Genomic DNA, 26,168 nt, shown 5'->3' on the forward strand with positions numbered 1-26,168 from the left:
GCGCTTGCGCTTTTCTAACAAGAAAGCTCTCATTCGAATAGGAATGATACGGATGATAGAACCTATAGAATGGAGCCTTCTTGTAGCATGATACCATGTAGTTTTATCAGAATAATCGGAAATGGAAGGAGGAGAAACCTTTGATCTCGATAAAAGACGTGAAAAAGATTTATTCTTCAAGACAAGGAAAAGTAACGGCTGTTGATAACGTAAACCTAGAGATTACTGAAGGAGAAATCTTCGGGGTAATTGGTTATAGTGGAGCAGGGAAAAGTACGCTTATTCGTATGCTTAACGGATTAGAAATTCCAACTGAGGGATCCGTTATTGTGGCAAAAAATGAAGTATCGAAAATTAAAGGTAGTAGCCTTCGTAAAGCTAGACAGGAAATAAGCATGATTTTTCAACATTTTAACCTTTTATGGTCTCGAACAGTTAGAGAAAATATTGCATTTCCACTTGAAATTGCAGGAGTTCCTAAAGGTCAAAGAATGAAAAGAGTAGACGAGCTTATTCGTTTAGTTGGATTAGAAGGAAGAGAAGACGCTTATCCTTCTCAATTGAGTGGAGGGCAAAAACAAAGAGTAGGAATTGCGAGAGCACTTGCTAACAATCCAAAGGTTCTCCTTTGTGACGAGGCTACATCTGCTCTTGATCCACAAACAACAGATTCGATTCTAGAGCTATTAGTAGATATTAATAAGCGTTTAGGATTAACCATTGTCCTTATCACACATGAAATGCACGTTATCAGAAAGATTTGCCATCGTGTAGCTGTTATGGAAGGTGGAAAGGTTGTTGAACTTGGCCCAGTACTAGATGTATTTAAGCATCCTAAGGAAGAAATTACGAAACGATTTGTTCAGCAGGTAACAGAGCCAGAAGAAACGAAGGAAACGATTGAACATCTATTGGAACTGTATCCGCATGGTACGGTCGTCCAATTAGGCTTTGTTGGAGAAGCAGCAGAGCAACCGCTGATTACAAATCTTATTCGTAATTACCAAGTGACTGTTAATATCCTGCAAGGCAAAATATCGCAAACACAAAATGGATCTTATGGAACACTTTTCATCCACTTAGATGGGGAAAGGGAAGATCTTTCAAAGGCCATTGCATATATCGAGTCACAACAGGTGGGAGTGGAGGTGATTTCGAATGCTTGAGACGCTTTTACCAAACGTGAACTGGGAAAAAATGATTGAAGCAACGAATGAAACCCTTTATATGACAGCTATATCAGTTGTTATTACATTTGTTCTTGGTTTAATTTTAGGACTTTTATTATTTTTAACAGCTAAGGGTAATATTTGGGAAAATGCATTAGTGAATAAAGTGATCAGTTCTGTAGTGAACGTCTTCCGCTCGATTCCCTTTATTATATTAATTGTTCTTCTGATTCCTTTTACGAAGCTTATCCTAGATACAATGATAGGTGAAAATGCAGCTTTACCAGCATTAATTATTGGTGCGGCTCCGTTTTACGCGAGAATGGTGGAAATCGGATTGCGTGAGATTGATAAAGGAGTTATTGAAGCGGCTAAATCAATGGGAGCTAAGACAAGCACGATTATTTTTAAGGTGCTTATTCCTGAATCACTGCCAGCTTTAGTATCTGGTATTACGGTTACGGCTATTGCTTTGGTGAGTTATACAGCAATGGCTGGTGTAATTGGTGCGGGTGGTTTAGGAAACCTAGCATATCTAGAAGGGTTCCAAAGAAGTCGTAGTGACGTAACCCTTGTTGCAACTGTCATCATTTTAATTATTGTGTTTATTATCCAATTTATTGGAGATTCTATAACATCAAAACTAGACAAAAGATAGGAGAGACAAAAATGAAGAAATTTTTAAGCTTATTTTTATCATTAGCAGTTGCTCTAGTTCTTGCAGCTTGCGGTACAGCGAATGAAGATGAGTCTAACGCTGGTGAAGGCGAAGAAGCAGCAGAAACAACTGAATTAGTAGTTGGAGCTTCTAACGTACCACATGCTGAAATTCTAGAAGAAGCAAAGGCGCTTTTAGAAGAAAAAGGAATTGAATTAAAGATTGAAACATTCCAAGATTACATCCTACCTAACCAAGCGTTAGAATCTGGTGATCTTGATGCAAACTATTTCCAACACATTCCTTACCTTGAGTCTCAAATGGCTGAGCATGGCTATGATTTCGCTAATGCTGGTGGAATTCATATCGAACCAATGGGTGTGTACTCTAAAAAGTACAAAAGCTTAGATGAGCTTCCAGAAGGAGCACATATCATCATGAGCAGCTCAGTAGCAGACCACGGTCGTATTTTAACAATGCTTGAAAAAGAGGGATTAATCACTCTTAAAGAAGGCGTAAATAACGTAGAAGCAACGGTTGAGGATATCGCAGAAAATCCTAAAGATCTTCACTTTGACACAGAGTACGAAGCATCATTATTACCACAAATCTTTAACAATAATGAAGGCGATGCAGTACTTATCAACTCAAACTATGCAATCGATGCAGGTCTGAACCCAATTGAAGATTCAATCGCAATCGAAGACAAAGAGTCTCCATACGTAAACGTAATCGCTGTTCGTAAGGAAGACGAAAACTCTGAAGCAATCAAAGCTTTAGTAGAAGTGTTACACTCAAAAGAAATTCAAGATTTCATTCTTGAAAAGTACAAAGGTGCTGTAGTACCTGTATCAGAATAATAAAAAATGCAGATGTCTCTTAAAGAGGCATCTGTTTTTTTTATGTAATAATTTGTCTTATTTCAAGGATACTAACATATGTGATACTACATAATTTAAAGACTGGAGTGGGACAAATGGATCAAGGATTTATTGCAAGTAATCCGAGTGAAGAAGCTCTACATGATTATAAACTAGGACTTGGCACGTTTACTCAGAAAATGCCAGATATCGCTAGCCATTTTAATGCATTCACAGAAGCATGCTTTAAAGAGGGAGTCTTGTCTCAAAAACAAAAGCAATTAATTGCATTAGGAATTAGCTTATATTCTCAGGATGAATATTGCATCATCTACCATATCAAAGGATGCATGGATCAAGGGGCAACTGAGCAAGAAATTCTTGAAGCAGTTGGGGTGACTGCAGCGTTTGGTGGTGGAGCGGCTCTAAGCCAGGCCGTTACCCTTGTACAAAATACAATGGATGATTTTAATCAATTAAAACAGTGAGTTAAGCTCATATCGAGAGCATTTGGCAAGAAAACACTGGAAATCATAAGGTAAGTTTTTCTAACAAAGTCTTACTCGTTTTCATCCTTAAATATCGTGTTTTTTCGGCTTTGTTCTAAAGATTTGATCTATGTTACGATAGATGTGACCAAAAGAGTCGAATAAAGCGATATTTGGAAGGGATGGATTCATTATCAGTCAACTAAGGTTGAACTACACGAGCGAGATGGAAAAGGCGATGTATGCAGCTCATGGAGTAGGATATGAAACCTACAGTCGAAGACATAAGGTAAGAATGAAAATTGAAAAAGCAAGGCAACAAAATTATTTGCAAAGTCGAAGAATGATTGCTGATTTGGATCGTAGGGTTCATGCCTAGTAGCTTATATAATATATAGAAGAAATAAGGACCAGTGGAGATTTCCACTGGTTTTTCAGTTGAGCCAATGGTATCGTACATAGAAAAGATAGTCGGAGAAAAAAATAGGTAGGTAATATGTCGAGAAGAGGTTCATAAGAGTTGATATCACATTTCATTTGTTATAAGATTGTAATGAGAATAAAATGAGAATGAAAATAAAGTTTTTATAGTAAAGAGATAACTAATTTTCTTTCAAATAACGGAGGTAATAGATATGTCAGGATCAACTTTATCCATTAAGGATTTACATGTGTCAATCGATGAAAAAGAAATTCTAAAAGGGGTAACTCTTGAAATTAAAGGTGGAGAAATCCACGCAATCATGGGACCTAACGGAACTGGTAAATCTACTTTGTCTTCTGCGATTATGGGACATCCTAAATATGAAGTAACTTCTGGTTCAATTTCTCTTGATGGAGAAGATGTACTTGAAATGGAAGTAGATGAGCGTGCTCGTGCTGGTCTATTTTTAGCGATGCAATACCCAAGTGAAATTAGTGGGGTAACAAATGCCGACTTCTTACGTTCAGCTATTAACAGCCGTCGTGAAGAGGGAGACGAAGTTTCTTTAATGAAATTCATCCGTCAAATGGACAAAAACATGGAGTTTTTAGAAATGGACCCAGATATGGCTCAACGTTACTTAAACGAAGGGTTCTCTGGTGGAGAGAAGAAGCGTAACGAAATTCTACAATTAATGATGATTCAGCCGAAGATTGCGATCCTTGACGAAATCGACTCTGGATTAGATATCGACGCGTTAAAGGTTGTATCAAAAGGAATTAACGAAATGCGTAGCTCTGAGTTTGGATGCTTAATGATCACTCACTACCAACGTTTATTAAACTACATTACACCGGACAAAGTCCACGTAATGATGCAAGGACGTATCGTTAAATCTGGTGGCCCTGAGCTTGCTCAACGTTTAGAAGCTGAAGGATATGATTGGATTAAAAAAGAGCTTGGCATTGAGGACGAAACTGTCGGGCAAGAAGCGTAAGTTGGGGGGACCAGACATGACTACAGAAACCGTATTACCATTCGATAAGGAATATGTGACTTCTTTTTCAAAAGAGATGGGTGAGCCAGCTTGGTTAACGGAACTTCGCGTAAATGCGTTAGCGACAGCTGAAAGCCTATCACTTCCTAGACCTGATAAAACAAATATTACAAAATGGAACTTTACTCAATTCGATAAGCATATCGTAAAGAGTGAAGATTATGCTTCTCTTGCTGATCTTCCGGAAGAAGTAAAATCATTGATCGGTACAGAAGAAGGCGAGAAAACATTATACATTCAACGCAATAACCGCCCGACGATTCTTTCTGTTTCAGAAGAACTGAAAAATCAAGGCGTGGTGTTTGTAGATATCTTTACAGCTGCTCGTGAGCATGGAGACCTTTTACAAAAGTACTTCATGAAAGACGGTGTAAAGGTTGATGAACACAAGCTTACTGCTCTTCATGCAGCATTTATGAACGGTGGAGTATTCTTATATGTTCCTAAAAATGTAGAAGTTTCAACACCAGTTCAAGCGGTATTTATCCATGATGACAAGGAAGCAAATGTGTTCAACCATGTTCTTGTAGTAGCTGAAGACAATAGCTCTGTCACATATGTTGAGAACTATATTTCAACTGTGGAAGAAGCAAATTCAATCTTCAATATCATTACAGAAGTGGTTACAGGTACAAATGCTACTGTTCAATATGGTGCAGTTGATACATTAGCAACGGGTGTAACGACGTACGTGAATCGCCGTGGAGTAACAGGACGTGACTCTCGGATTGAGTGGGCACTTGGTTTAATGAATGATGGCAACACTATTTCTGATAACGTAACAAATCTTGTTGGAGATGGCTCTGTTGGCGACATGAAAATGGTAACTGTTGGACGTGGAGAGCAAACACAAAACTTCACAACAAGTGTTGTTCACTGGGGCAAGCACACGGATGGCCAAATCCTCAAGCATGGTGTAACGAAAGACAGTGCAACTTCTATCTTTAACGGGATTGGAAAAATCGAGTACGGTGCAACCAAGTCTAATGCGGAGCAAGAATCACGCGTTTTAATGCTTAGTGAAAAAGCACGTGGGGATGCTAACCCTATTCTTCTTATTGATGAAGATGATGTAACGGCAGGACACGCAGCTTCAGTAGGACGTGTGGATCCACTTCAACTTTACTACCTAATGAGCCGTGGAATTCCTAAAACAGAAGCAGAACGCCTTGTTATTCATGGCTTCTTAGCTCCTGTTGTTAACGAGCTTCCAATCGAAGGTGTGAAAAAGCAATTAGTGGAAGTTATCGAAAGGAAAGTAAGATAATGAATATTCAGGATATTCGCAGTCACTTTCCGATTCTACATCAAGAAGTGAACGGCAAACCATTAGTGTATCTTGATAGCGCAGCAACTTCTCAAAAGCCTATTTCGGTAATCGAAACGTTAGAGAAATATTATAAAGAATACAATTCGAATGTGCACCGAGGCGTTCACACGCTTGGTACAAAAGCAACCGACGCATATGAAGGGGCACGTGAAAAGGTTAGAAGGTTTATCAATGCAAAATCTACGGAAGAGATTATCTTCACTCGTGGAGCGACTACAGCATTAAATTTTGTCGCTCACAGCTATGGTACAGACAATCTTCGTGAGGGTGATGAAATTGTCATCACCTTTATGGAGCACCATGCCAATATTATTCCTTGGCAGCAAGTAGCGAAAAAAACGGGTGCTACTCTTAAGTACATTCCCCTTCAAGAGGATGGAACAATTAGCCTAGACGATGTAAGAGCAACAATTACATCAAATACAAAGATTGTTTCCGTAATGAAGGTTTCGAATGTTCTAGGAGTCATGAACCCAATTAAAGAAATTGCCAAGATCGCTCATGAAAATGGTGCGGTAATGGTGGTTGACGGTGCCCAAGCTGCTCCTCATATGAAGATTGATGTACAGGATCTAGACTGCGACTTCCTTGCTTTTTCAGGTCATAAAATGTGTGGACCAACTGGAATTGGAGTTCTCTATGGGAAGAAACAGCATTTAGAAAAAATGGAGCCAGTTGAAACAGGTGGAGAAATGATTGACTTTGTAGATTTATACGAATCTACTTGGAAAGAGCTTCCTTGGAAGTTTGAAGCAGGTACCCCAATTATTGCGGGAGCTGTTGGACTTGGTGCTGCGATTGATTTCCTAGAACAAATTGGCTTAGAAAATATAGAAGCACATGAGCATAAGTTAGCTGCTTATGCGATGGAGAAATTATCACGAATTGAAGGAATGACGATCTACGGTCCGAAAGATCCAGGTCTTCGTGCTGGTGTGGTTACTTTCAATATCGATGATGTTCATCCACATGATGTGGCAACAGTGCTTGACGCGGAAGGTATTGCCGTACGTGCTGGACATCATTGTGCACAGCCGCTAATGAAATGGTTAAAGGCTTCTGCAACAGCTCGTGCCAGCTTTTACCTGTACAACACCGAAGAAGAGATTGATAAGCTTGTGGAAGGGCTTATCAAAACAAAGGAGTATTTTAGCGATGTCTTCTAATCATTTAGATACCCTCTATAGACAGGTAATTATGGATCATTACAAAAACCCTCGTAATAAAGGGGTTTTAGAAAACGATAGCCTAACCATCAATATGAATAATCCAACATGTGGAGACCGGATTCAGCTTACACTTAAGCTCGAGGAAGGTGTCGTGAAGGATGCAAAATTTGAAGGGGAAGGCTGTTCAATCTCTATGTCATCTGCATCTATGATGACGCAGGCCATCAAAGGGAAAAAGCTTGAAGAAGCATTAAAGTTATCTGATGTGTTTTCTCAAATGATGCAAGGCAAGGAATACGATGATAGCCTAGACTTAGGTGATATAGAAGCATTACAAGGTGTTTCCAAGTTTCCAGCGCGAATTAAGTGTGCGACTCTAGCGTGGAAAGCAATGGAAAAGGGCATTAAAGAAGAACAATAAGGGGAAGCATAAACGCATGCTCCTACGAATGGAGGAACACGACAATGGCTAAAAAAGCGCCTGAAATCGGTGATTACAAATATGGCTTTGCCGATAAAGATGTGTCTATCTTCCGCTCGAAGCGTGGATTAACACGTGAAATCGTGGAAGAAATCTCAAAAATGAAGCAAGAGCCACAATGGATGCTTGATTTCCGTTTGAAATCACTTGAGCATTTTTACAATATGCCAATGCCACAATGGGGTGGAGATTTAGCGGCATTAAATTTTGATGAAATTACGTACTACGTAAAACCTTCTGAAAAGACAGAACGTTCTTGGGATGAAGTTCCTGAAGAAATTAAACAAACATTTGATAAGCTTGGTATTCCAGAAGCTGAACAAAAATACTTAGCAGGTGTATCTGCTCAGTACGAATCTGAGGTTGTATATCACAACATGCAGGAAGATCTTGAAAACCTAGGAATTGTGTTTAAGGACACTGATTCTGCACTTCGTGAAAATGAAGACATTTTCCGTGAGCACTGGGCAAAAGTTATTCCTCCAACAGATAACAAATTTGCTGCATTAAACTCTGCTGTATGGTCAGGTGGATCTTTCATCTATGTACCAAAAGGTGTAAAGGTAGAAACTCCACTTCAAGCATATTTCCGTATCAACTCTGAAAACATGGGGCAGTTCGAGCGTACGCTTATCATTGTTGATGAAGGCGCACATGTACACTATGTAGAAGGTTGTACAGCACCTGTTTACACAACAAACTCCCTTCATAGTGCGGTTGTTGAAATCATTATCAAGAAAGATGCTTACTGCCGTTATACAACGATTCAAAACTGGGCAAACAACGTGTTTAACCTGGTTACAAAGCGTGCGGTTTGTGAAGCAAACGCAACAATGGAATGGATCGATGGAAATATCGGTTCTAAGCTGACTATGAAATACCCAGCGGTAATTCTTAAGGGCGAAGGGGCTCGTGGAATGACCTTATCAATCGCACTAGCTGGTAAAGGTCAACACCAAGATGCTGGAGCGAAGATGATTCACTTAGCTCCTAACACGTCTTCTACCATTGTTTCGAAGTCGATTTCGAAGCAAGGTGGAAAAGTAACGTACCGTGGGATCGTTCATTTTGGACGTAAAGCAGACGGAGCACGTGCGAACATTGAGTGTGACACGCTGATCATGGATAATCAGTCTACTTCAGATACCATTCCTTACAACGAAATCTTAAACGACAACATCTCTTTAGAGCATGAAGCGAAGGTTTCAAAGGTTTCTGAGGAGCAATTGTTCTATCTAATGAGCCGTGGTATTTCTGAAGAAGAAGCAACAGAAATGATCGTAATGGGCTTTATCGAACCATTCACGAAAGAACTTCCGATGGAATATGCAGTTGAAATGAACCGTCTAATCAAGTTCGAAATGGAAGGTTCTATCGGTTAAGAAATACAGGAAACGTTCACCCTAGGAGGTGAACGTTTTTTCATACATATGATATGATGATGACAATAGATGGAGGGGTGGAATGATCTATATTGGAGTGACTGGTTGGGGTGACCATGATCGATTGTACGGTCCACATACCTCACCTAGAAATAAGTTAAAAGAGTATGCTGGTTTTTTTCCAACTGTCGAAGTCGATTCTTCCTTTTATGCGATACAGCCTACAAAAAATGCGCAAAAATGGACCCGGGATACTCCTCCCTCCTTTCGTTTTATTGTCAAGGCATATCAAGGGATGACTGGGCATTCGAGAGGTGACATTCCTTTTGAAAGCAAAGAGCAAATGTTTCAAGGGTTTAAGGATTCTCTTACACCTTATATAGAAAGCGAAAAGTTAGCTATTGTCTTGTTTCAGTTTCCCCCATGGTTTGATTGTAAAAGGGAGCATGTGGAATACTTGCGTTGGTGCAAAAAACAGATGGGTGATATCCCATGCGCTCTCGAATTTCGTCATCAATCGTGGTTTCGTCCTTCCTTTTATGAGCGAACGATTCAATTTATGAAGGAAGAAGATTGGATTCATAGCATTTGTGATGAACCGCAATCGGGAGAGGGGTCTGTCCCTACTGTGCTCGAATCGCTAGGGAAAGAGAAGCTGTTGATTCGATTTCATGGACGAAACGTACATGGTTGGCAAAAACGTACAGAAAACTGGCGGGAAGTCAGATACTTATATCGGTATAATCAGAATGAATTGCAACAATGGGTAGAGCATATAAAAAAGCTAGAAAAAGAAACGGAACATCTATATATCGTTTTTAATAATAATTCTGGTGGAGATGCCGCTGATAATGCGCTTGAGTTGATTGATCTACTCGGAATCGAGTATGAAAACTTAGCTCCTCGCCAGCTTGATTTGTTTTAGCATTTTTGTAAGGGGAGAGACAGTATGACCTTAGAAGATATCCATATTTATCACACGAATGACCTACATAGCCATTTCGAGCACTGGACAAGAATCAGCTCTTTCTTGCAGAGAAGGAGAGACCTTCATCAAAGTGCAAACGAAGACGTTCTTCTTTTTGACATAGGTGATCATATGGACCGTTGGCATCCTCTTACAGATGCTACACGGGGAAAGCGGAACACCGAGCTATTAAATGAAGTGGGATACACGGCCGTAACGATTGGAAATAATGAAGGAATTACTCTCTCCTTCGAAGACTTAGACACTCTATATCAAAAGAGAACATTTGATGTTATTGTAGCTAATTTTTTTACGGCTAAGGGTACTCGTCCTCAGTGGGTAGAGCCATATCATATTTATGAGCTGAAAAATAAAGCACGTGTTGCTGTAATAGGTTTGACCGCCTATTTTTCACATTTTTATGGACAGCTGGGCTGGGAATTATCCGAACCGATGGCAGAACTAAAGCGCCAGTTAGCACAAATAAAAGAAAAGGCAGACATCATCATTCTCCTCTCTCATTTAGGCATACATGATGATGAAGCCATTGCTGAGCAATTTCCTGAAATTGATGTGATTTTAGGGGCGCATACCCATCATGTGTTTCATGAAGGAAAAGAAATAAATGGTGTCATTCTTGGTGCTGCAGGAAAGTACGGAATGTTTGTTGGCCATATTACACTTACGATTGATAGCGAGACACTTCGCGTGAGGAAAAAGCGAGCAATAGCATATGATTCAAATAAACTTCCTTATGTTGAAAACGAAAAGGAAGAGGAGAACCGGCTGTATGAAGAAGGAAAGGCGTTGCTTTTTACCGAGGTTGCTAGAATACAAGAGCCTTACCGCTCGAGGGAAGTGTTAGCTCGCCTTCTTTGTGAAACTCTTCGCAGCTGGTGTAACGTAGATAGTGCCTTTTTAAACGAAGGGTTAATATTGCGCGACTTACCAAGTGAAACGGTTACGGAATACGATTTATTAACGATTTGTCCACATCCAATAAATCCTGCGGTGGTCGACCTTTCAGGTGCTGAATATCAAGAAGTCATCAGACTTGCATTAGATGAGGAATGGGAGAATATGGTGATAAAGGGGTTTGGATTTCGTGGCACTTTCATGGGGAAAATGATTTTTGAGGGTGTCGAGGTGAAGCATGGGAATAATGGACTCTCTTTTTATATTAATGGTAAGAAAATTGAAAGAGAAGCACGCTATCAATTAGCCATTCCAGACATGTTTACTTTTGGTCAGCTGTTTCCTGAAATTAGAAGAGCGGAGCATAAAGTATTCTTCTTCCCAGAATTTATGCGTGATTTATTGCGCTGGAAGCTTCAAAACTTGCAATAGCTAGGCAAATGAAACTCACATTTTTTCTTCCTATTACATAAGTTGATAAGGAAGAAAGGAGAGTGTAGCAAGTGATTGAGCTTTCACCTATTGAAATCAATGGACACACTTTTTTAAGTGTATCAGTTAAACTTCCAAAAACGAATTTGCTCGTAGTGAGTAATGATAAAGGATACATCATGTGTGGTGCTCTTGATGTGGCACTTCTCAATGAAAAGCTTAAGGATAGAAAAGTTATTGCCGGTAGAGCAGTTGGTGTTAAAACCATTGAGCAGCTTTTAGAGGCACCTTTAGAATCCGTTACGTATGAAGCGGAAAATTTAGGGATTACAAAGGGTATGCTTGGAAAAGATGCTATGTTAAAAATGATTTAAAAAGGCGCAGAATATGCGCCTTTTTTTACTTTTAATTGGAAATAATGGTAATAGGAAATAGGTTTGTCCTTATTCATAAGTAAAAGTAGTCATTTGGCCTATTTATTTTTAAAATTAGGTACTAAAGTATGTTGAAATTTAGTCGGTAATAGAGTTATCTTAAAAGATAAAGTTGGAATTTGTCAGGACTTGTTGAATAATGTCAGTCAGACTAATACAGGAGAACTATAATGAGACTAGTAGCTACCGCTAATGTAGAATCTGGAACTATACTAGGAAAAACAGTTAGAAGTGATAAAGGTCAGATTTTACTAAGCGAGGGAGTAGAGTTAAACGAAAAAATGCTTAATCGCTTACAACTGCTGGGCATCACCTACATATATATAAAAGATTCTGTAACAGAAGGGATCGAGTATATCGAGGTACTCCCCGATTCGATTCGAAGAGAGGCTGTCCAAACAATTGAAACGACCTTCCAAGAGCTTCAAATGGATAGCAAATTTAATTCCACATTTGTTATTGAAAAAGCGTCAAAAAGATTTAAAGATCTGATTCGACAACTTTTATTTGAGTTGAAAAATAATGAAAATCTGTTAACCATGTTAGCTGATGTCTATACATATGATAACTATATCTTCACACATTCCTTACACGTGACCATGTATTCTCTGGCGATTGGAATGAAGTTAAAGCTTCCTCCTAGAGACCTTGAAATACTAGGGATGGGAGCCATACTTCACGATGTAGGGAAAATGAAAGTACCATGTGATATTCTTCAGAAGCCTGGAAAATTAACAGATCAAGAATACGATGAGATTAAAAAGCATCCTGAAGAAGGATTCCAAATGCTTCGTAATGTTCCAGCGATGTCCCTAATTGTCGCTCATTGCGCGTATCAGCATCATGAACGGCTAAATGGGACCGGATATCCACGCGGTATCGAAGGCGAAGATATTCATCAGCTTGCGAAAATCATTGCGGTAGCTGATGTGTTTGATGCGGTTACCTCAAATCGTGTGTATCGTGATGCTATGTTACCCCATCATGGCCTAGAAATTTTGTTTGCCGGATCAGGAACCCTTTTTGATCCAAAAATAATAGAGGCATTTCGTAAAGGGGTAGCCATTTACCCTGTTGGAATTACGGTTATACTTGATGATGGCCGTAAAGGAGTTGTATCCAAACAAAATATGGGAGTCAGCGACCGGCCGGTTGTAAGGATCATTGAAGAAGATGGTAAAAGCATTGACCCGTACGAACTAGACCTAAGCAAAAGCTTAACAACAATGATCGTCGAATGCGACACGACCTTTCCTAAAAAAGCGTAACTAGTCTATCAAAGATAAAAAAATTCATATTTTTGCGCTAGTTCCCTCCTTTACAGCATACATATAGCTTGTAAAGGGGGGATTTGTCTTGCGTAAATTTCGCGGTCGTCTGCCGCGGAGAGGTCCATTGCCGTTCAGATACGTTTTTTTACTTACCTTCGTGTTCTTCATCTTTTCAACAGCAGCTGGTCTTTGGATAATAAATGAGGGGCTAAAGCCTACACTTGTTAGCTATGCAAACTCACAAACTCGAAAAATTGCTTCACTCGTCATAAATAATGCAGTAAGTAAAAAAATAACAAACGTTATGGATATAAAATTCGAAGAGACCGGTGATGGAGATGTGGTGTTCCTAAACGCAGAACATCTAAACCGTGTGAAAGCAGAAGTAACTGAGTTGGTACAAGACAATATTAAAAAAGCAGAAAAAGGAGACCTCTCAGAGCTTGAATCCTTCACCGATATTGAAATCAATACGGATAAAAAGGAAAACGGTATCGTTTATTATGTTCCATTAGGTCAGGCTACCAATAATGCCCTATTAGGGAACTTAGGGCCAAAAATACCAATAAAATTTAACTCCATAGGTTCAGTAACCTCCACCTTCAGGACAGTGAAAGAAGAAATGGGAATTAATAATACGTGGGTGGAAATTCATGTTCAAGTGGAAGTAAAGGTACAGATCATCATTCCATTTGCTACGGAAATTATTACCGTTAAAGAGGATGTGCCGGTTGCGACTGGTCTAATAAAAGGTGAAGTTCCTCAGTTTTATAACGGTGGCGGCGGTGATTCTGGTGCATCAATTGAACTGCCAATGGACAACTAATCAGTAAGTGAAAAAGTCAGAGGATATCTGTGTTCTTCTGACTTTTTTTCTATAGAAAAGTAGGAAGAAAGGGGTGGATGAGATGGAGAGAGGAGGGGAAAGAAGTATGCGAGAATAATATTCTGAAATGTTAGTCTTTTCACATTTTTAAAAACTTCTACTATATTAACGTGTTAAACTAAATTATTATTCTGAAAATAATGTTTTGACAGATGGACAAAAAATAGCTATACTAATTTTAGATTAAATTAAATAATCAGAAAATATAAAAAGTTCCAATTATTTTCTAAAATAAGGAAAAAAGTTTGGGACTCAGTAGGAGGTCATTTTTACTATGGATAATCGTCCACAATGGGGGACTCGTGCAGGTTTTATCATGGCAGCAGTTGGATCAGCTGTAGGACTAGGAAATATCTGGCGTTTTCCCGCAGTAGCTTATGAAAATGGAGGAGGAGCATTCTTTTTACCGTACTTATTCGCGATTTTAACTGCTGGTATCCCGCTTCTCGTTCTAGAGTTTACACTAGGTCATAAATATCGCGGATCAGCTCCATTAACATTCGCTCGTCTAAACAAGAAAACTGAATGGCTTGGCTGGTGGCAAGTTGCGATTTCATTTGTTATCTCAACATACTATGCTGTTATTATCGCTTGGGCAATGTCATTTGCTTACTTCTCTTTCGGAGAAAAATGGGGCAAGGATCCAGGAGCATTCCTATTCGGAGACTATTTAAAGCTTGCTGAAGCACCAGGACAGGTTGGTAGCATCGTTCCTAGCGTTTTTATTCCTTTAGTACTAGTTTGGGTAATTGCACTTGGTGTTCTTTTCAAAGGTGTTAAAAAGGGTATTGAAGCAGCGAACAAGATCTTTATTCCGGCACTAGTTATTTTATTCCTTGTAATCGTTGTTCGCGCTGTAACATTAGATGGAGCTGCTCAAGGTTTGGATGCATTCTTCAAGCCAAACTGGAGCTTAATTGCAGAACCTAAGGTTTGGGTTGCTGCATACGGTCAAATTTTCTTCAGCTTATCCATTGGTTTTGCGATTATGGTTACGTATTCTAGTTATCTACCAAAGAAGACAGATTTAACAAATAATGCATTTATCACTGCTTTTGCTAACTCTGGTTTTGAATTATTAGCAGGTATTGGAGTATTTGCTGCACTAGGTTTTATGGCCCAACAACAAGGTGTGGCTGTCAGTGAGGTAGTTGCAGGTGGAGTAGGGTTAGCTTTCGTAGTTTTCCCGCAAATCATTAGTGAATTCCCTGCATTTAACGGTCTTTTAGGATCTATTTTCTTCCTATGTTTAGTATTAGCAGGTTTAACATCTTTAATTTCAATCATTGAAACATATGTAGCTGGTATTCAAGACAAATTTAAAGTATCACGTAACAAAGCGGTAGCAATTGGTGGAGGAATCTCTGCGGTCATTTCGATTCTATTTGCTACTCAAGGTGGATTATACTTCCTTGATGCTGCTGACTATTTCATTAACCAATTTGGTATTGTTGTAGCTGGTTTTGTTGAAGTAGTGTTGGTAGCATGGGTACTACGTGAAATGAAGGATCTTCAACAGCACGCTGATAGCATGTCAGATATGCTATTAGGTGCATGGTGGAAAATCTGCTTAGGAGTTATTACACCAGTTGTTTTAGGATATATGATGATTCAAAACTTCATCAATAACTTAAAAGAAAACTACGAAGGATATCCAACAAGCTTCCTATTATATACAGGTTGGGGTGTTGCAGTAGCTGCAATTGTGGTTGGATTTGTATTCGCTGCTTTCAAGTGGCAAAAAGGAGCATTAGATTTACCTTCAACTGATAGCAAGGGGGTTTCAAAATAATGTCAACCAGTGCGATTGTTATGATGGTTTTGGGTATGGTCATTCTATGGGGTGGATTAGCAGCTAGTATTGCTAATGCAGTTTCCAAAACGAAAAAGGCAAATTAAAATATATAAAAGAAGGACTAGCGGATTTAAATCCGTTAGTCCTTTATTTTTTTCTTTTACTTGCACGTTCTTGACGTTCCCAAAGTTTTAAATGCGGAAACGGATCAAAGCTCCATTCTGTATATCCATTATCACGATACATTCCATAATGAAGATGTGGTGGGAATTTACCTGACGTACCAGGAGGTCCATAACCAGAACTTCCGACACCGCCTATGACCATTCCAGGTTCAACGATTTGTCCTACCTTTAAGTCCTTACTAAAGCCGCTTAAATGGGCAAAATAATGATAGTTATTGTTAATATCACGTATCCCGATTCGCCAGCCGCCAAAACGGTTCCATCCTTTCATCTCAACAATGCCATATGAGGTTGCACGAACAGGAACGCCATAGTGGGCAAAAATATCTGTTCCTTCATGCATGCGTCGTCCACCCCAGCCACGAGCGTCTCCCCATGTGTTTCGATAGCTATAATCCGATCTAAGAGGTACTGGAAAGGCGTGACTATCAAGATCTAGTCGACCATATTTTTTATAAATTTCGGACTTTCCGATAATAATCCCTACTGTTTTATCTCGTTTATAATAATCCCAAAGACCAATCTTTATATTATCATGGTCCGTCCCGTAAGATAGGATGAAATTTGCAAAAGCAAATAGAACATCTTCGTCATCTTTCAAACTTGCCTTGCCATCCCCGTTCCCATCGACTCCAGAACCATTAAAGTACTTAATGGACATCGGATTCTCATCTTCATGATTTGGGTTCAGCGGGCCAACCCATTCCTCTGGTTTGTAGTAAATGCCAGTAAGACCCTCTGCTTTCGGCAAATCACGTCGAGACTGCCTAAGACTTCTTTCATATTGGTCAACAGCGGCCATATAGTACCAAGGAATATTGGTAGCTGCTTCAACTTCTTTATATAGCTCGAGTCGCTTTGCATAAATGGTCTGTTGATCGGTTTCAGCGTGTGCATATCGATCAATAGGTAATAATAGCATCATAACAAGAAAAATAAAGATTCCTTTTAGCAGTTTCCGCACGATGATCCTCCTTCAAAAGAATTAACATGCTTTAGTTTGTCTTAAAACATTTAAAACAATATATATCAATTACTGGTAATAGTAAGTCTCTTGCTTGTCGTATAATCTTCATTATGTTAAAGTGATTCAGGAGTAGTCTGAAATAGCTACATAGTGTGAAAAAAACACTTATCATATAAGGATGGTGTGGGAAGTTGAGCAAAAACCAAGAACATTTACGTAAACCCGAGTGGTTGAAAATTAAATTAAACACGAACGAAAATTATACAGGCTTGAAAAAAATGATGAGAGAAAAAAAACTTCATACCGTTTGTGAAGAAGCAAAATGCCCTAATATTCATGAATGTTGGGCTGTTAGACGTACTGCTACATTTATGATCCTAGGTGATATTTGTACTCGTGCTTGTCGTTTCTGTGCGGTTAAAACTGGTCTTCCGACAGAACTTGACCTTCAAGAACCAGAACGTGTGGCTGATTCTGTTGTGTTAATGAACCTAAAGCATGTGGTTGTTACGGCTGTAGCGCGTGATGACTTAAAAGACGGTGGTGCAGCAGTATTTGCAGAAACCGTTCGTGCCATTCGCAGAAAGAGCCCTTTCACAAGTATTGAAGTACTTCCGTCAGATATGGGTGGAGTAGAAGAGAATCTTCGTATGCTAATGGATGCGCGTCCTGACATCTTGAATCATAATATTGAAACGGTGAAACGCTTATCGGATCGTGTGAGAGCACGTGCAAAATACGACCGTTCACTTGAGTTCTTAAGAAGAGCAAAGGAAATGCAACCGGATATTCCTACAAAGTCTTCCATTATGATTGGTTTAGGTGAAACAAAGGAAGACCTACTTGAAGCAATGGATGATTTACGAGCAAATAACGTTGATATTTTAACAATTGGGCAGTATCTGCAGCCGTCTAAAAAGCATCTACCAGTTGAAAAATACTACCGCCCTGAAGAATTTGCTGAACTAAAGGAAATTGCCCTTAGCAAAGGCTTTAGCCACTGTGAAGCTGGTCCGCTTGTACGTTCCTCTTACCATGCAGATGAGCAGGTAAATGCAGCAGCTAAGCACAAGCAATTATTAGGTGAAAAAGAAGCGAAGGAAGCATAATATGAGAAAGAGGCATTACGAAGTTCGTAAGCCTCTTTTTCTTATTGGTTCATTTTCGCCTTCATCTGTTGGCTTATATCATCTTTGTCCATTTCTTCATTAAGCTCTCCTTGGGCTTCACCATTCGCATTTTCACCTGTGCTCATGCTTTTTCCTTGAGGAGAAGCTAGCATTTGCTTAATGAGCTGGTTGATTCCAGTTTCCGTATTTGCACTATTCGGACCGAGGTTGGCAAAATTCTCTACATTTGGACGAAGTGCTTCATTATCACTAACATATACATGGTACCATCTCGGTATAACGGACATAGCCATACGCTTTACTTGGTCAGCTGTTAAATTACGATCACTAGAATCGGTATGGTACACTATGAGAACTTCCTCATCTGTTACTAATGTGGAGATATCGTCTACATTAGGAACATCTGTGCAATACTCACCGATGATATCGGCCACCTTTTCACGATCAATGGCAGCATAGTGATTTTGGGACTGTGTACGAGCCATTTCGTCCTTTTTATGTCTTGCATAACCAAAATCTTCAGAGCTATTCTTATCTCGATTGTATATATCACCAGTTGGGTCATTAACGCTTAGTGCATTGCTTCGTTCGTTCTGAACATCATCACGCCCAAGATTATTTTGGCAAGCAGTAAGTGTTGTCATTGCACAAATTCCAAGGATTATCATTGAGTTTTTCAAGATTTACACCCCCTCTTTTATAGAATGACCACGATAATTCTTTTTTCCTCTTAGTAATTCATGGAGAATCAGTTATAATTTAAAATAGATGAGTTAGTGAGGTGGACAAATGATCTGTATCGGGAATATATGTTACGAAGTTGTAGAAGAACGAACAAATGGATTCAATGAAGAGGCCTTTAAGGCTCGTTACAGCGATATATTAACGAAGTATGACTATATCGTGGGTGATTGGGGTTACGGTCAACTCCGTCTACGAGGGTTCTTTGAGGATAGTAATCATAAAGCAACATTTGACACGAAAATCAGTACATTAACAGAATATCTGTATGAATACTGTAACTTTGGGTGTCCCTACTTTGTAGCTAAGCGTGTAAAAAATACCAATACGATAAAAAATGACGTGTAGCGGATACACGTCATTTTTCGTCCATGAATGGATTATTCTTATAAGGAGCCTGAGTATCCCTTGTTGGATCATCATGTGTTGGATGTGCTCCGTCCATTTGTCTAGGGAGCCCCTCATGGAGCGTTTTATTTTCGTAATTGAATGCACTATAAGAACGCTGTTCCGTTGCCCCTGCAAGTTCCTGTTTGCCTTGTAGAGGCTCGTCTGCCTTATAAGGAGAGCCATATGGACCTTCTGGTGTTTGTTGAGGAGGAATATAACTTCTCCCAACCTCTACATTTGAAAAATCTGTATACTTCTCATCACTCATGGTCTTTCCCCCTCTCTCATTAGTATGTGAGAGGTAAAGGAAAGAATTCAAAACTTACGTTAATTCCATTAAAAAGGAACGTAATTCTTCCGCATCTTCCTCAGAAAGCTGAAAAGCATACTCTAAATATCCTTCTTCTTTTAAATCATCTGGACCAATGATCGCAAATCGACTACCTTGAATATCAAGAACAATATGTTTGCCATAATATCTATCTGATTGAATAATGGCTAAGTCAAATCGAGTGTTTTCACCCATAAAGCTTATAAAACGTGTTTTTGTATTCACTAATTCATCATATAGAAAAAAACGATCTCCCATCCTAGTCACCCCTATGTCTCAATGTAACGTCTACTATCATCTTAACAGAACAAACAAGCCCATACTAGATGCTTGTTCTGAAGAGAAATATAGAATAGGAAAAGCCTCTAGCTTTTCCTAATTTATGTTACAATGGAAATAGTTTTCACCGCGAACTTCTGAGAGGAATGAGACGAAATGGCATGGACCACGAAGTCATTAAATAACTTATTACAGTGGAGAAAGGTAGTCTGGCCTCTAAGGTCCATTCGAATGTATCCTCCACAATTCGTCATAAGAGACCCGATTATTCAAGGGGTACAAAAATCCTTCAATCAAGGCCATGAAGTGGCTGTTATTGTGTTTAACATATCTAATATAAAAGACATTTATGAGCAGTTAAGTGAGAAGCAATATATAGATTTTATTAAAAAGTTAAAGATGAATTTTCAACAGGTTATTCAAGAGCAAATTGAGGATGATGATCTGCTTTTGTTGCACGATTACAACAGTGATGGAGTCACTTTATTTATTAAGGTAGATCATGAACAGCACTGTATTTCTGAAATCGATCAGGTGATGAAGAAGGTTTTACGGGAAACAGAAAAAAGGGTATGTGACCAATTTCCAAGCTTATACATTCAGTTTGAATCAGGCTATATGTTTGTTGAAAAGAAGCAATACTCCATTCAGGAAGCGATCTTAAAGGCTGGGCAGCAAGCGTTGGCAATGGCAGAAAAGCGAGTGCAAACGGAGTTCAATGAGCTTCTTTATAGTCTGAGCAGAATTGTCGCGCAAAAGAATATTTTGCTTCTCGCCCAACCGATCTTTGATGTAGCCACGAAGGAAATCCGTGCCTGGGAAATGCTAACAAGAGGACCAAAGGGAACGGAATATGAAAACCCATTACATCTATTTTCGGTTGCACGCCAAACAGGAATGTTATATGACTTAGAATTAATTGTTCTAGAAAAAGCACTGCAACAAATTAATGATACAGGATGTACACACGATATTTTCATTAACTTTACCCCGATTACGGTGGGAAATCAAAAGTTCATTCGTGACCTAAAGAAACTGATGGGGAAATATAAAAATATCTCGCCGACTCAAATTACGATTGAAATTACAGAGAGAGATTCCATCGATGGTATGGAATACTTTATTTATAATATCAACCTCCTAAGAAATTTTGGATTCCGTATTGCGGTGGACGATACGGGTGCAGGTTATGCGTCATTAAACACTATTAGTGAAATTATGCCTGATATTATTAAAATTGACCGTTCCGTCATTCAGGATATTGACAAAAACTCAGTGAAAGAATCTATGCTTAAGGGACTTCTTCTTGTTGCCCGTGAGGCCGGATCTCTCGTTGTTGCTGAAGGAATTGAAAGTGAAGAGGAAGCCTCTGTCTTATTCAGAAATCGTGTTGATTTAGCACAAGGATACTTATTTGCTAGGCCAGCTTCGTTAACTCATGGACTAGCATCTGTATAAACAAAAATTGTGCTATTAGGAAAGGAGCGACGATACGTGTACTTTGTTGATAGAGAATTAATTGAAGAAAGATTAATTTATTTAGAAAAGCAAATACAGCAGTTTGAAGGAAAGAATGAGTGGAGTACGGCTCTTGAACAGGCTGCACTTGAGCGCCTTACACACATGATGATTGAATCTATCCTTGATGTTGGCAACGCGATGATCGACGGATTTATCATGCGTGACCCTGGTAGCTATGAGGATATTATCGATATACTAGAGGATGAAAAAGTCATTTCGCCTAATATGAGCCTGGACTTGAAAGTGATGGTTCAATATCGCAAAACACTCGTTCAGGATTATACAAGGATTGATCATGAAGATGTGAAGAATACTTTTTCACGGATCCTTCCATCGATTAAGCTTGTTTCTGATGCTGTAAGACAGTACTTAACGAACGAACTCGGTCCAGTCACCGCATTTAAAAACTAAGCAAAGCCTCTGCTGTTGAGGCTTTTTTGTGTTTTCCCTCTGTTTTGTGCAGAATAATTAAGGAGGATTGTGGTATTTGAATAGGGTCCAAAAAGGGATCGCAAATAAATTTTGAGTTTCGCAAGTAATTTTGAGAATCGCAAATAAAATTTGAGGATCGCAAATAAATTCTGAGAATCGCAAATAAATTTGAGGATCGCAAATAAATTCTGAGAATCGCAAATAAAATTTGAGGATCGCAAATAAATTCTGAGAATCGCAAATAAAATTTGGGGATCGCAAGTAAATTCCAAGAATCGCAAATAAAACTTAAGAATAGCAAGTAAAATCTGAGGATCGCAAAAAAATCTTCCAACTTGTAGCTAGGTTCTGATAGAATTCGTAAATTTAAGCTAATTCTCATAGCAAAACCTGCAATAGCTTAAGAAAATTGCAAGAAATCCACCCTTTATCGAAAACCACATAAAAAAATAATCAGGAGCTAAAAAAATGAAAAAGTATAAAGGATACCTAATCGACCTAGACGGGACGATGTATAGAGGAACTGAATTAATTCAGGAAGCAGCAGATTTCGTGAAGCAGTTAAAGGAGCAAAAGATACCGTATTTATTTGTAACCAACAATTCCTCAAGAACACCTAGCCAGGTAGCAACAAAACTACGTGATTTCGGCATTCCAACGACCGATGACCAAGTATTTACAACTAGCATGGCAACAGCAAACTATATCGCTAAGCAAAAACAAGACGCAATCGTGTATTGTATTGGTGAAGAGGGACTTAAAACAGCATTAGCTGAGAAAGGATTTCAGCAATCTGAGACAGATGTTGACTTTGTGGTATGTGGAATTGACCGTGACATTACATATGAAAAGCTTGCCACTGCTTGTTTAGCGGTTCGATCGGGGGCAACATTTATTTCAACGAACGCAGATATTGCGATTCCAACAGAGCGTGGATTGTTGCCTGGAAATGGATCACTCACTTCAGTGATCGCTGTCTCAACCGCAACAAAACCAATTTTTATTGGAAAGCCAGAGGCCATCATTATGGAGCAAGCGCTTGAGGTACTAGGAACAAGAAAAGAAGACACCATCATGGTAGGAGACTATTATGACACGGATATTTTGGCTGGAATGAACGCAGGTCTAGACACATTATTAGTTCACACAGGCGTCACGACGAAGGAGCTGTTACAAGGGTACGAAAAGCAGCCAACCTATGTTCTTGACTCGTTGGATCAGTGGGAAGTATAAGTGAAGGAAAGGGATGAACACTCGTGTTCATCCCTTTCTATTGTCTAGCCCGTGTCCAAGCTAATTCCGCTTTTCGAGTGTCACTCTGTATTCTGAGCACGATGCGCTAACCGGCTAGAAGCAGCAGCGGCAACTGCGCCAACAATGTCATCTAAGAAGGTGTGGCATTTTCCTGAAGACTTGTCATTGAGGTCTTTTAGTATCCCAGGTTTTAATTTATCAATATACCCGTAGTTCGTAAAACCGATGGAACCGTACACATTGACGATGGAGAAAGCGAGAACCTCGTCAACTCCATAAAGTCCTTCATCCACCTCAATAATGGATTGCAACGGCTCTTCCATCAATTTTTTTTCAGCCATAATGTCTAACTGAATTCCGGTTAAAATGGCATTTTGAACTTCTCTTTTAGAAAGCACTCGCTCCACATTTTCAATGCAGTCTTTCATCTGTAAATCAGGATGGTACTTTTCCTGTAGAAAATAGACAAGGTCAGCAATGTCTTGAACTTCCACGCCTCGCTCGTGTAGCCATTTACGTGCTGTTTCTTCTGATAGACTCATCTTCTTCTCTTCAGCCATTCGCTTCACCTTTTCTCTCTCATTTTCACTATATATATAACTATATCATTAAAATTATGCACGGAACCAATTTTGGGTGCACGGTCTACCTTTGAAGCATTTGTCACTTCGGTATCCCTTATACAACAAAACACAAGTTTTCTTTGCCATGAACATATACATAGGTAGTAAAACAAACAAAAGTGGGTGTATGTATGCTTCGAGAAATATTAATTGAACATTTTCAACTTCAAATAGAAGAGCCACTCTCGGTAGGACGATATGAGTCAGGAAGAATAAAAAATCAAATGTATATGCTCGTACCTGTAAGCTCCCTGCCTGAGGAAAATCTATCTGAGCTCATGCAGCTTTCTACACATGTCTTGAATCAAGGGGATCGAAACACTTGTCAGTTTTTACAAAAAGAATCAGGAGAATCGTTAATTGAGAGTCAGCAGGGGAAGTATGTAGTTCTTGTTTGTCATATGTCTACAAATAGAAGTCAGCAACATATAGGTCGTAAACTGTCTAAATTCCATTACAGGGGAAGAACAGTTAATTTCCAAACAAACAAAATCAACCGAATCGGAAAATGGAAGCAGTACTGGGAGCAACGGCTAGATCAAATGGAACGGGTATGGAATGATATGCTTTATAAGCAGCCAGACCATGAATTTGAACGGTTATTCTTAGAAGCATTTCCTTATTATATGGGGCTTGCCGAAAATGCTATTCAATACTTAGTTGATACGGAGCTTGATGATGATCCACAAGCGGTTGACAGTGGAACGATCTGTCATGTTCGTTTTACAAAACATACATGGGGAAATCAAATCTATATGAAAAATCCATTTGAGTGGGTGTTTGACCACTGCAGTCGGGATTTAGCAGAATGGACAAGAGACCGATATTTTACCAATATTAAGCTATACGAGCCAGAGGTAAGTCAGTTCTTTCAGGATTATCAAACAGTGATGCCACTATCCTCTTTTTCATGGCGACTGTTGTACGCAAGATTGCTATTTCCCCTTCATTTCTTTGATAATGTCGAGAACTACTATATCACCAGCTCCGAGCAGGAAAAAAATAGTTTACAGGATCGATTCGTTAAAAGTCTCGATCAAACAAAGGAACATGAAGAATTTTTATCGTCTTTTTATCAACTGGCAGAGGTGCCGGTTCGCAGAATGAAGATACCGAAGTTGGATTGGCTATAATATAGAAAAAATATATTTCTCGAAATAATCAAATAATACAAGGGATAAAGCGCTTGCAAATAAATTCTTCCTATAATTAACCCTTGTAATATTGAGTCCCTCCATCTATAATGTCTACTATACACAAACAACTGTTCATTCCAGAAATACACGTAGGAGGGGAAAAGGATGAAAGCTATCTCAATTGGATTACTAGGTTTAGGCACGGTCGGTACGGGTGTAGTGAAAATTATTGAAAATCATCAAGACAAACTCATGCACCAAGTTGGCTGTCCTGTTCAAATAAAAAAAGTGTTAGTAAAAGATATCGACAAACAAAGAGATGTAAGTTTAAATAGAGAAATGTTAACAACAAATCCTAATGATATACTACAAGATTCGGAAATCGATGTGGTTATTGAAGTAATGGGTGGTGTTGAGGAAACGAGGCAACATCTTCTAACAGCTCTAAATAATAAGAAACATGTGGTGACAGCAAACAAGGATTTAATGGCTCTCTATGGTTCGCAGCTACTCACTGCAGCTTCTGATAATGGCTGTGACTTGTTTTATGAGGCAAGTGTAGCAGGTGGAATTCCTATTTTAAGAGGTCTAGTAGATGGTTTAGCCTCTGATCGTATTACGAAGATGATGGGAATTGTAAATGGAACAACCAACTTCATTTTAACGAAAATGGCTCAGGACGGAAGTGCGTATGAAGAGGTATTAAAAGAAGCGCAAGATCTTGGTTTTGCTGAAAGTGATCCAACAGCTGATGTAGAAGGGCTTGATGCCGCAAGAAAGATGGCCATCCTTTCAACTCTTGGCTTTTCAATGAAAATTGATTTAGATGATGTAAAAGTAAAAGGAATTACCGATATTACTGAAGAAGACTTAGAATACGGAAAGCAGCTTGGATATACAATGAAGCTGATCGGTATCGCGGATCTTGACGATGATAAAGTTGAGGTAAGTGTTCAGCCAACATTCTTAGTAGATTCGCATCCGTTAGCATCTGTTCATAACGAATACAATGCAGTGTACGTTTACGGGGAAGCGGTAGGAGAAACGATGTTTTACGGACCAGGAGCTGGGAGCCTTCCAACAGCGACAGCTATTGTTTCAGATCTAGTTGGAGTGATGAAAAACATGCGTCTTGGTGTAAATGGTACAAGTGCGGTTACTCCACAATACCCGAAAAAGCTGAAAGAAGCTCATGAAATCAGATCGAAGTATTTCTTGCGTTTATTAGTGAAAGATGAAGTAGGAGTATTTGCAAACATCACTTCTATTTTCTCAGAACATCATGTAAGTTTTGAAAAAATTCTTCAGCTTCCAGTGAAGGAAAAAGGCTTAGCAGAAATTGTGTTAGTCACACACCATGCTTCTTTACAGGATTACGAGGATATTTTAGTAAAATTAAGAGACCTAGAAACAACAAAGCAAATCAAGAGCTCGTATCGAGTGGAAGGGAGCAAGTAGAAC

General features: G+C 39.1%; 29 protein-coding genes. 24 read left to right on the forward strand and 5 right to left on the reverse strand.

Going from position 1 to position 26,168, the window contains the following annotated elements; translation table 11 throughout:
• The first annotated feature begins 140 nt into the window (after positions 1 to 140).
• The 17 genes from ACGLXV_RS15750 (at position 141) to ACGLXV_RS15830 (ending at position 15,822) form a co-directional block, all read left to right on the forward strand.
• Complete coding sequence (locus ACGLXV_RS15750) at positions 141 to 1,166, forward strand: methionine ABC transporter ATP-binding protein (protein ID WP_119709828.1); 1,026 nt, start codon at positions 141 to 143, stop codon at positions 1,164 to 1,166.
• Positions 1,159 to 1,827, forward strand: coding sequence for a methionine ABC transporter permease (locus ACGLXV_RS15755; protein WP_119709827.1), 669 nt, complete (start codon positions 1,159 to 1,161; stop codon positions 1,825 to 1,827). Before ACGLXV_RS15750 ends, ACGLXV_RS15755 begins: the two co-directional genes overlap by 8 nt.
• Positions 1,828 to 1,838: 11 nt before the next feature.
• Positions 1,839 to 2,687, forward strand: a complete 849-nt coding sequence (locus ACGLXV_RS15760) for a MetQ/NlpA family ABC transporter substrate-binding protein (RefSeq protein WP_391559430.1) — start codon at positions 1,839 to 1,841, stop codon at positions 2,685 to 2,687.
• Positions 2,688 to 2,803: 116 nt separating this feature from the next.
• Positions 2,804 to 3,175, forward strand: coding sequence for a carboxymuconolactone decarboxylase family protein (locus ACGLXV_RS15765; protein ID WP_119709825.1), 372 nt, complete (start codon positions 2,804 to 2,806; stop codon positions 3,173 to 3,175).
• 238 nt (positions 3,176 to 3,413) lie between these two features.
• The gene (locus ACGLXV_RS15770) at positions 3,414 to 3,554 is read left to right on the forward strand and encodes a YuzK family famiily protein (protein ID WP_391559431.1); all 141 of its coding nucleotides are present in this window, start codon (positions 3,414 to 3,416) and stop codon (positions 3,552 to 3,554) included.
• A 256-nt stretch (positions 3,555 to 3,810) separates the two neighbouring features.
• Entirely contained in the window at positions 3,811 to 4,596 is a 786-nt protein-coding gene (sufC, locus tag ACGLXV_RS15775) for a Fe-S cluster assembly ATPase SufC (RefSeq protein WP_119709824.1), read from the forward strand.
• Between the two features lie 16 nt (positions 4,597 to 4,612).
• Entirely contained in the window at positions 4,613 to 5,923 is a 1,311-nt protein-coding gene (gene sufD / locus ACGLXV_RS15780) for a Fe-S cluster assembly protein SufD (protein ID WP_119709823.1), read from the forward strand.
• Complete coding sequence (locus ACGLXV_RS15785) at positions 5,923 to 7,152, forward strand: cysteine desulfurase (RefSeq protein ID WP_391559432.1); 1,230 nt, start codon at positions 5,923 to 5,925, stop codon at positions 7,150 to 7,152. Before sufD ends, ACGLXV_RS15785 begins: the two co-directional genes overlap by 1 nt.
• Positions 7,142 to 7,576, forward strand: a complete 435-nt coding sequence (gene sufU / locus ACGLXV_RS15790; RefSeq protein WP_391559433.1) for a Fe-S cluster assembly sulfur transfer protein SufU — start codon at positions 7,142 to 7,144, stop codon at positions 7,574 to 7,576. The genes ACGLXV_RS15785 and sufU overlap by 11 nt, the downstream gene beginning before the upstream one ends.
• 44 nt (positions 7,577 to 7,620) lie before the next feature.
• Positions 7,621 to 9,018 (forward strand): Fe-S cluster assembly protein SufB, encoded by a 1,398-nt coding sequence (gene sufB, locus ACGLXV_RS15795; protein ID WP_119709820.1) that lies wholly within the window; start codon positions 7,621 to 7,623, stop codon positions 9,016 to 9,018.
• Positions 9,019 to 9,100: 82 nt separating this feature from the next.
• Entirely contained in the window at positions 9,101 to 9,943 is an 843-nt protein-coding gene (locus ACGLXV_RS15800) for a DUF72 domain-containing protein (protein ID WP_391559434.1), read from the forward strand.
• Positions 9,944 to 9,967: 24 nt separating this feature from the next.
• A complete protein-coding gene (locus ACGLXV_RS15805; protein WP_391559435.1) occupies positions 9,968 to 11,332 on the forward strand; it encodes a bifunctional metallophosphatase/5'-nucleotidase in 1,365 nt (454 codons plus the stop codon).
• A 71-nt stretch (positions 11,333 to 11,403) separates the two neighbouring features.
• The gene (locus ACGLXV_RS15810; RefSeq protein ID WP_340905284.1) at positions 11,404 to 11,706 is read left to right on the forward strand and encodes a YunC family protein; all 303 of its coding nucleotides are present in this window, start codon (positions 11,404 to 11,406) and stop codon (positions 11,704 to 11,706) included.
• 230 nt (positions 11,707 to 11,936) lie between these two features.
• A complete protein-coding gene (locus tag ACGLXV_RS15815; protein ID WP_391559436.1) occupies positions 11,937 to 13,034 on the forward strand; it encodes an HD-GYP domain-containing protein in 1,098 nt (365 codons plus the stop codon).
• An 88-nt stretch (positions 13,035 to 13,122) separates the two neighbouring features.
• A complete protein-coding gene (gene yunB, locus ACGLXV_RS15820) occupies positions 13,123 to 13,863 on the forward strand; it encodes a sporulation protein YunB (RefSeq protein WP_119709815.1) in 741 nt (246 codons plus the stop codon).
• A gap of 334 nt (positions 13,864 to 14,197) precedes the next feature.
• Complete coding sequence (locus ACGLXV_RS15825) at positions 14,198 to 15,715, forward strand: sodium-dependent transporter (RefSeq protein ID WP_119709814.1); 1,518 nt, start codon at positions 14,198 to 14,200, stop codon at positions 15,713 to 15,715.
• On the forward strand, positions 15,715 to 15,822 hold the full coding sequence (locus tag ACGLXV_RS15830) for a methionine/alanine import family NSS transporter small subunit (protein ID WP_119709813.1): 108 nt from the start codon (positions 15,715 to 15,717) through the stop codon (positions 15,820 to 15,822). The genes ACGLXV_RS15825 and ACGLXV_RS15830 overlap by 1 nt, the downstream gene beginning before the upstream one ends.
• Positions 15,823 to 15,865: 43 nt before the next feature.
• On the opposite strand, the gene ACGLXV_RS15835 is transcribed toward ACGLXV_RS15830, so the two are convergent.
• A complete protein-coding gene (locus ACGLXV_RS15835) occupies positions 15,866 to 16,828 on the reverse strand; it encodes a M23 family metallopeptidase (RefSeq protein WP_391559466.1) in 963 nt (320 codons plus the stop codon).
• A 233-nt stretch (positions 16,829 to 17,061) separates the two neighbouring features.
• On the opposite strand from ACGLXV_RS15835, the gene lipA reads away from it, so the two are divergent.
• Positions 17,062 to 17,979: a lipoyl synthase gene (lipA, locus tag ACGLXV_RS15840; RefSeq protein WP_119709812.1), complete on the forward strand. Its 918-nt coding sequence runs from the start codon at positions 17,062 to 17,064 to the stop codon at positions 17,977 to 17,979.
• A gap of 41 nt (positions 17,980 to 18,020) precedes the next feature.
• Here the strand turns inward: lipA and ACGLXV_RS15845 are convergent, their stop codons facing one another.
• Positions 18,021 to 18,680: a YhcN/YlaJ family sporulation lipoprotein gene (locus ACGLXV_RS15845; protein ID WP_391559437.1), complete on the reverse strand. Its 660-nt coding sequence runs from the start codon at positions 18,678 to 18,680 to the stop codon at positions 18,021 to 18,023.
• Positions 18,681 to 18,789: 109 nt separating this feature from the next.
• Between ACGLXV_RS15845 and ACGLXV_RS15850 the strand changes: the two genes are divergently transcribed.
• Positions 18,790 to 19,089, forward strand: a complete 300-nt coding sequence (locus ACGLXV_RS15850; protein WP_119709810.1) for a YutD family protein — start codon at positions 18,790 to 18,792, stop codon at positions 19,087 to 19,089.
• Between the two features lie 10 nt (positions 19,090 to 19,099).
• Here the strand turns inward: ACGLXV_RS15850 and ACGLXV_RS15855 are convergent, their stop codons facing one another.
• Positions 19,100 to 19,399 (reverse strand): cytosolic protein, encoded by a 300-nt coding sequence (locus ACGLXV_RS15855; protein WP_391559438.1) that lies wholly within the window; start codon positions 19,397 to 19,399, stop codon positions 19,100 to 19,102.
• A gap of 54 nt (positions 19,400 to 19,453) precedes the next feature.
• Positions 19,454 to 19,720 carry a DUF3055 domain-containing protein gene (locus ACGLXV_RS15860; protein ID WP_119709808.1) on the reverse strand — a complete coding sequence of 89 codons (267 nt, stop codon included), beginning with the start codon at positions 19,718 to 19,720 and terminating at the stop codon, positions 19,454 to 19,456.
• A gap of 177 nt (positions 19,721 to 19,897) precedes the next feature.
• On the opposite strand from ACGLXV_RS15860, the gene ACGLXV_RS15865 reads away from it, so the two are divergent.
• The 3 genes from ACGLXV_RS15865 to ACGLXV_RS15875 all read left to right on the forward strand — a co-directional run bounded on the left by ACGLXV_RS15865 (position 19,898) and on the right by ACGLXV_RS15875 (position 22,927).
• Positions 19,898 to 21,199: an EAL domain-containing protein gene (locus ACGLXV_RS15865; RefSeq protein WP_391559439.1), complete on the forward strand. Its 1,302-nt coding sequence runs from the start codon at positions 19,898 to 19,900 to the stop codon at positions 21,197 to 21,199.
• Positions 21,200 to 21,235: 36 nt separating this feature from the next.
• Complete coding sequence (locus tag ACGLXV_RS15870; protein ID WP_391559440.1) at positions 21,236 to 21,673, forward strand: DUF86 domain-containing protein; 438 nt, start codon at positions 21,236 to 21,238, stop codon at positions 21,671 to 21,673.
• Between the two features lie 489 nt (positions 21,674 to 22,162).
• Positions 22,163 to 22,927, forward strand: coding sequence for a TIGR01457 family HAD-type hydrolase (locus tag ACGLXV_RS15875; RefSeq protein ID WP_391559441.1), 765 nt, complete (start codon positions 22,163 to 22,165; stop codon positions 22,925 to 22,927).
• An 80-nt stretch (positions 22,928 to 23,007) separates the two neighbouring features.
• On the opposite strand, the gene ACGLXV_RS15880 is transcribed toward ACGLXV_RS15875, so the two are convergent.
• A complete protein-coding gene (locus ACGLXV_RS15880) occupies positions 23,008 to 23,508 on the reverse strand; it encodes a phosphatidylglycerophosphatase A family protein (RefSeq protein WP_119709804.1) in 501 nt (166 codons plus the stop codon).
• Between the two features lie 194 nt (positions 23,509 to 23,702).
• Here ACGLXV_RS15880 and yutH point away from each other — a divergent pair, with 194 nt between their 5' ends.
• Positions 23,703 to 24,704 carry a spore coat putative kinase YutH gene (gene yutH / locus ACGLXV_RS15885; protein ID WP_391559442.1) on the forward strand — a complete coding sequence of 334 codons (1,002 nt, stop codon included), beginning with the start codon at positions 23,703 to 23,705 and terminating at the stop codon, positions 24,702 to 24,704.
• Positions 24,705 to 24,872: 168 nt separating this feature from the next.
• Positions 24,873 to 26,165 (forward strand): homoserine dehydrogenase, encoded by a 1,293-nt coding sequence (locus tag ACGLXV_RS15890; RefSeq protein WP_391559443.1) that lies wholly within the window; start codon positions 24,873 to 24,875, stop codon positions 26,163 to 26,165.
• Positions 26,166 to 26,168 lie beyond the last annotated feature (3 nt).

This window comes from Robertmurraya sp. (assembly GCF_036676585.1).
GTDB lineage: Bacteria > Bacillota > Bacilli > Bacillales > Cytobacillaceae > Robertmurraya_A.

Bases quoted from the DNA above. Each gene is read 5' to 3' on its own strand.
- ACGLXV_RS15755 (WP_119709827.1), top strand. From the start codon at position 1,159: ATGCTTGAGACGCTTTTACCAAACGTGAACTGGGAAAAAATGATTGAA.
- ACGLXV_RS15760 (WP_391559430.1), top strand. From the start codon at position 1,839: ATGAAGAAATTTTTAAGCTTATTTTTATCATTAGCAGTTGCTCTAGTT.
- ACGLXV_RS15765 (WP_119709825.1), top strand. From the start codon at position 2,804: ATGGATCAAGGATTTATTGCAAGTAATCCGAGTGAAGAAGCTCTACAT.
- ACGLXV_RS15770 (WP_391559431.1), top strand. From the start codon at position 3,414: ATGTATGCAGCTCATGGAGTAGGATATGAAACCTACAGTCGAAGACAT.
- sufC (WP_119709824.1), top strand. From the start codon at position 3,811: ATGTCAGGATCAACTTTATCCATTAAGGATTTACATGTGTCAATCGAT.
- sufD (WP_119709823.1), top strand. From the start codon at position 4,613: ATGACTACAGAAACCGTATTACCATTCGATAAGGAATATGTGACTTCT.
- ACGLXV_RS15785 (WP_391559432.1), top strand. From the start codon at position 5,923: ATGAATATTCAGGATATTCGCAGTCACTTTCCGATTCTACATCAAGAA.
- sufU (WP_391559433.1), top strand. From the start codon at position 7,142: ATGTCTTCTAATCATTTAGATACCCTCTATAGACAGGTAATTATGGAT.
- sufB (WP_119709820.1), top strand. From the start codon at position 7,621: ATGGCTAAAAAAGCGCCTGAAATCGGTGATTACAAATATGGCTTTGCC.
- ACGLXV_RS15800 (WP_391559434.1), top strand. From the start codon at position 9,101: ATGATCTATATTGGAGTGACTGGTTGGGGTGACCATGATCGATTGTAC.
- ACGLXV_RS15805 (WP_391559435.1), top strand. From the start codon at position 9,968: ATGACCTTAGAAGATATCCATATTTATCACACGAATGACCTACATAGC.
- ACGLXV_RS15815 (WP_391559436.1), top strand. From the start codon at position 11,937: ATGAGACTAGTAGCTACCGCTAATGTAGAATCTGGAACTATACTAGGA.
- ACGLXV_RS15825 (WP_119709814.1), top strand. From the start codon at position 14,198: ATGGATAATCGTCCACAATGGGGGACTCGTGCAGGTTTTATCATGGCA.
- ACGLXV_RS15830 (WP_119709813.1), top strand. From the start codon at position 15,715: ATGTCAACCAGTGCGATTGTTATGATGGTTTTGGGTATGGTCATTCTA.
- ACGLXV_RS15835 (WP_391559466.1), bottom strand. From the start codon at position 16,828: ATGATGCTATTATTACCTATTGATCGATATGCACACGCTGAAACCGAT.
- ACGLXV_RS15850 (WP_119709810.1), top strand. From the start codon at position 18,790: ATGATCTGTATCGGGAATATATGTTACGAAGTTGTAGAAGAACGAACA.
- ACGLXV_RS15855 (WP_391559438.1), bottom strand. From the start codon at position 19,399: ATGAGTGATGAGAAGTATACAGATTTTTCAAATGTAGAGGTTGGGAGA.
- ACGLXV_RS15860 (WP_119709808.1), bottom strand. From the start codon at position 19,720: ATGGGAGATCGTTTTTTTCTATATGATGAATTAGTGAATACAAAAACA.
- ACGLXV_RS15865 (WP_391559439.1), top strand. From the start codon at position 19,898: ATGGCATGGACCACGAAGTCATTAAATAACTTATTACAGTGGAGAAAG.
- ACGLXV_RS15875 (WP_391559441.1), top strand. From the start codon at position 22,163: ATGAAAAAGTATAAAGGATACCTAATCGACCTAGACGGGACGATGTAT.
- ACGLXV_RS15880 (WP_119709804.1), bottom strand. From the start codon at position 23,508: ATGGCTGAAGAGAAGAAGATGAGTCTATCAGAAGAAACAGCACGTAAA.
- yutH (WP_391559442.1), top strand. From the start codon at position 23,703: ATGCTTCGAGAAATATTAATTGAACATTTTCAACTTCAAATAGAAGAG.
- ACGLXV_RS15890 (WP_391559443.1), top strand. From the start codon at position 24,873: ATGAAAGCTATCTCAATTGGATTACTAGGTTTAGGCACGGTCGGTACG.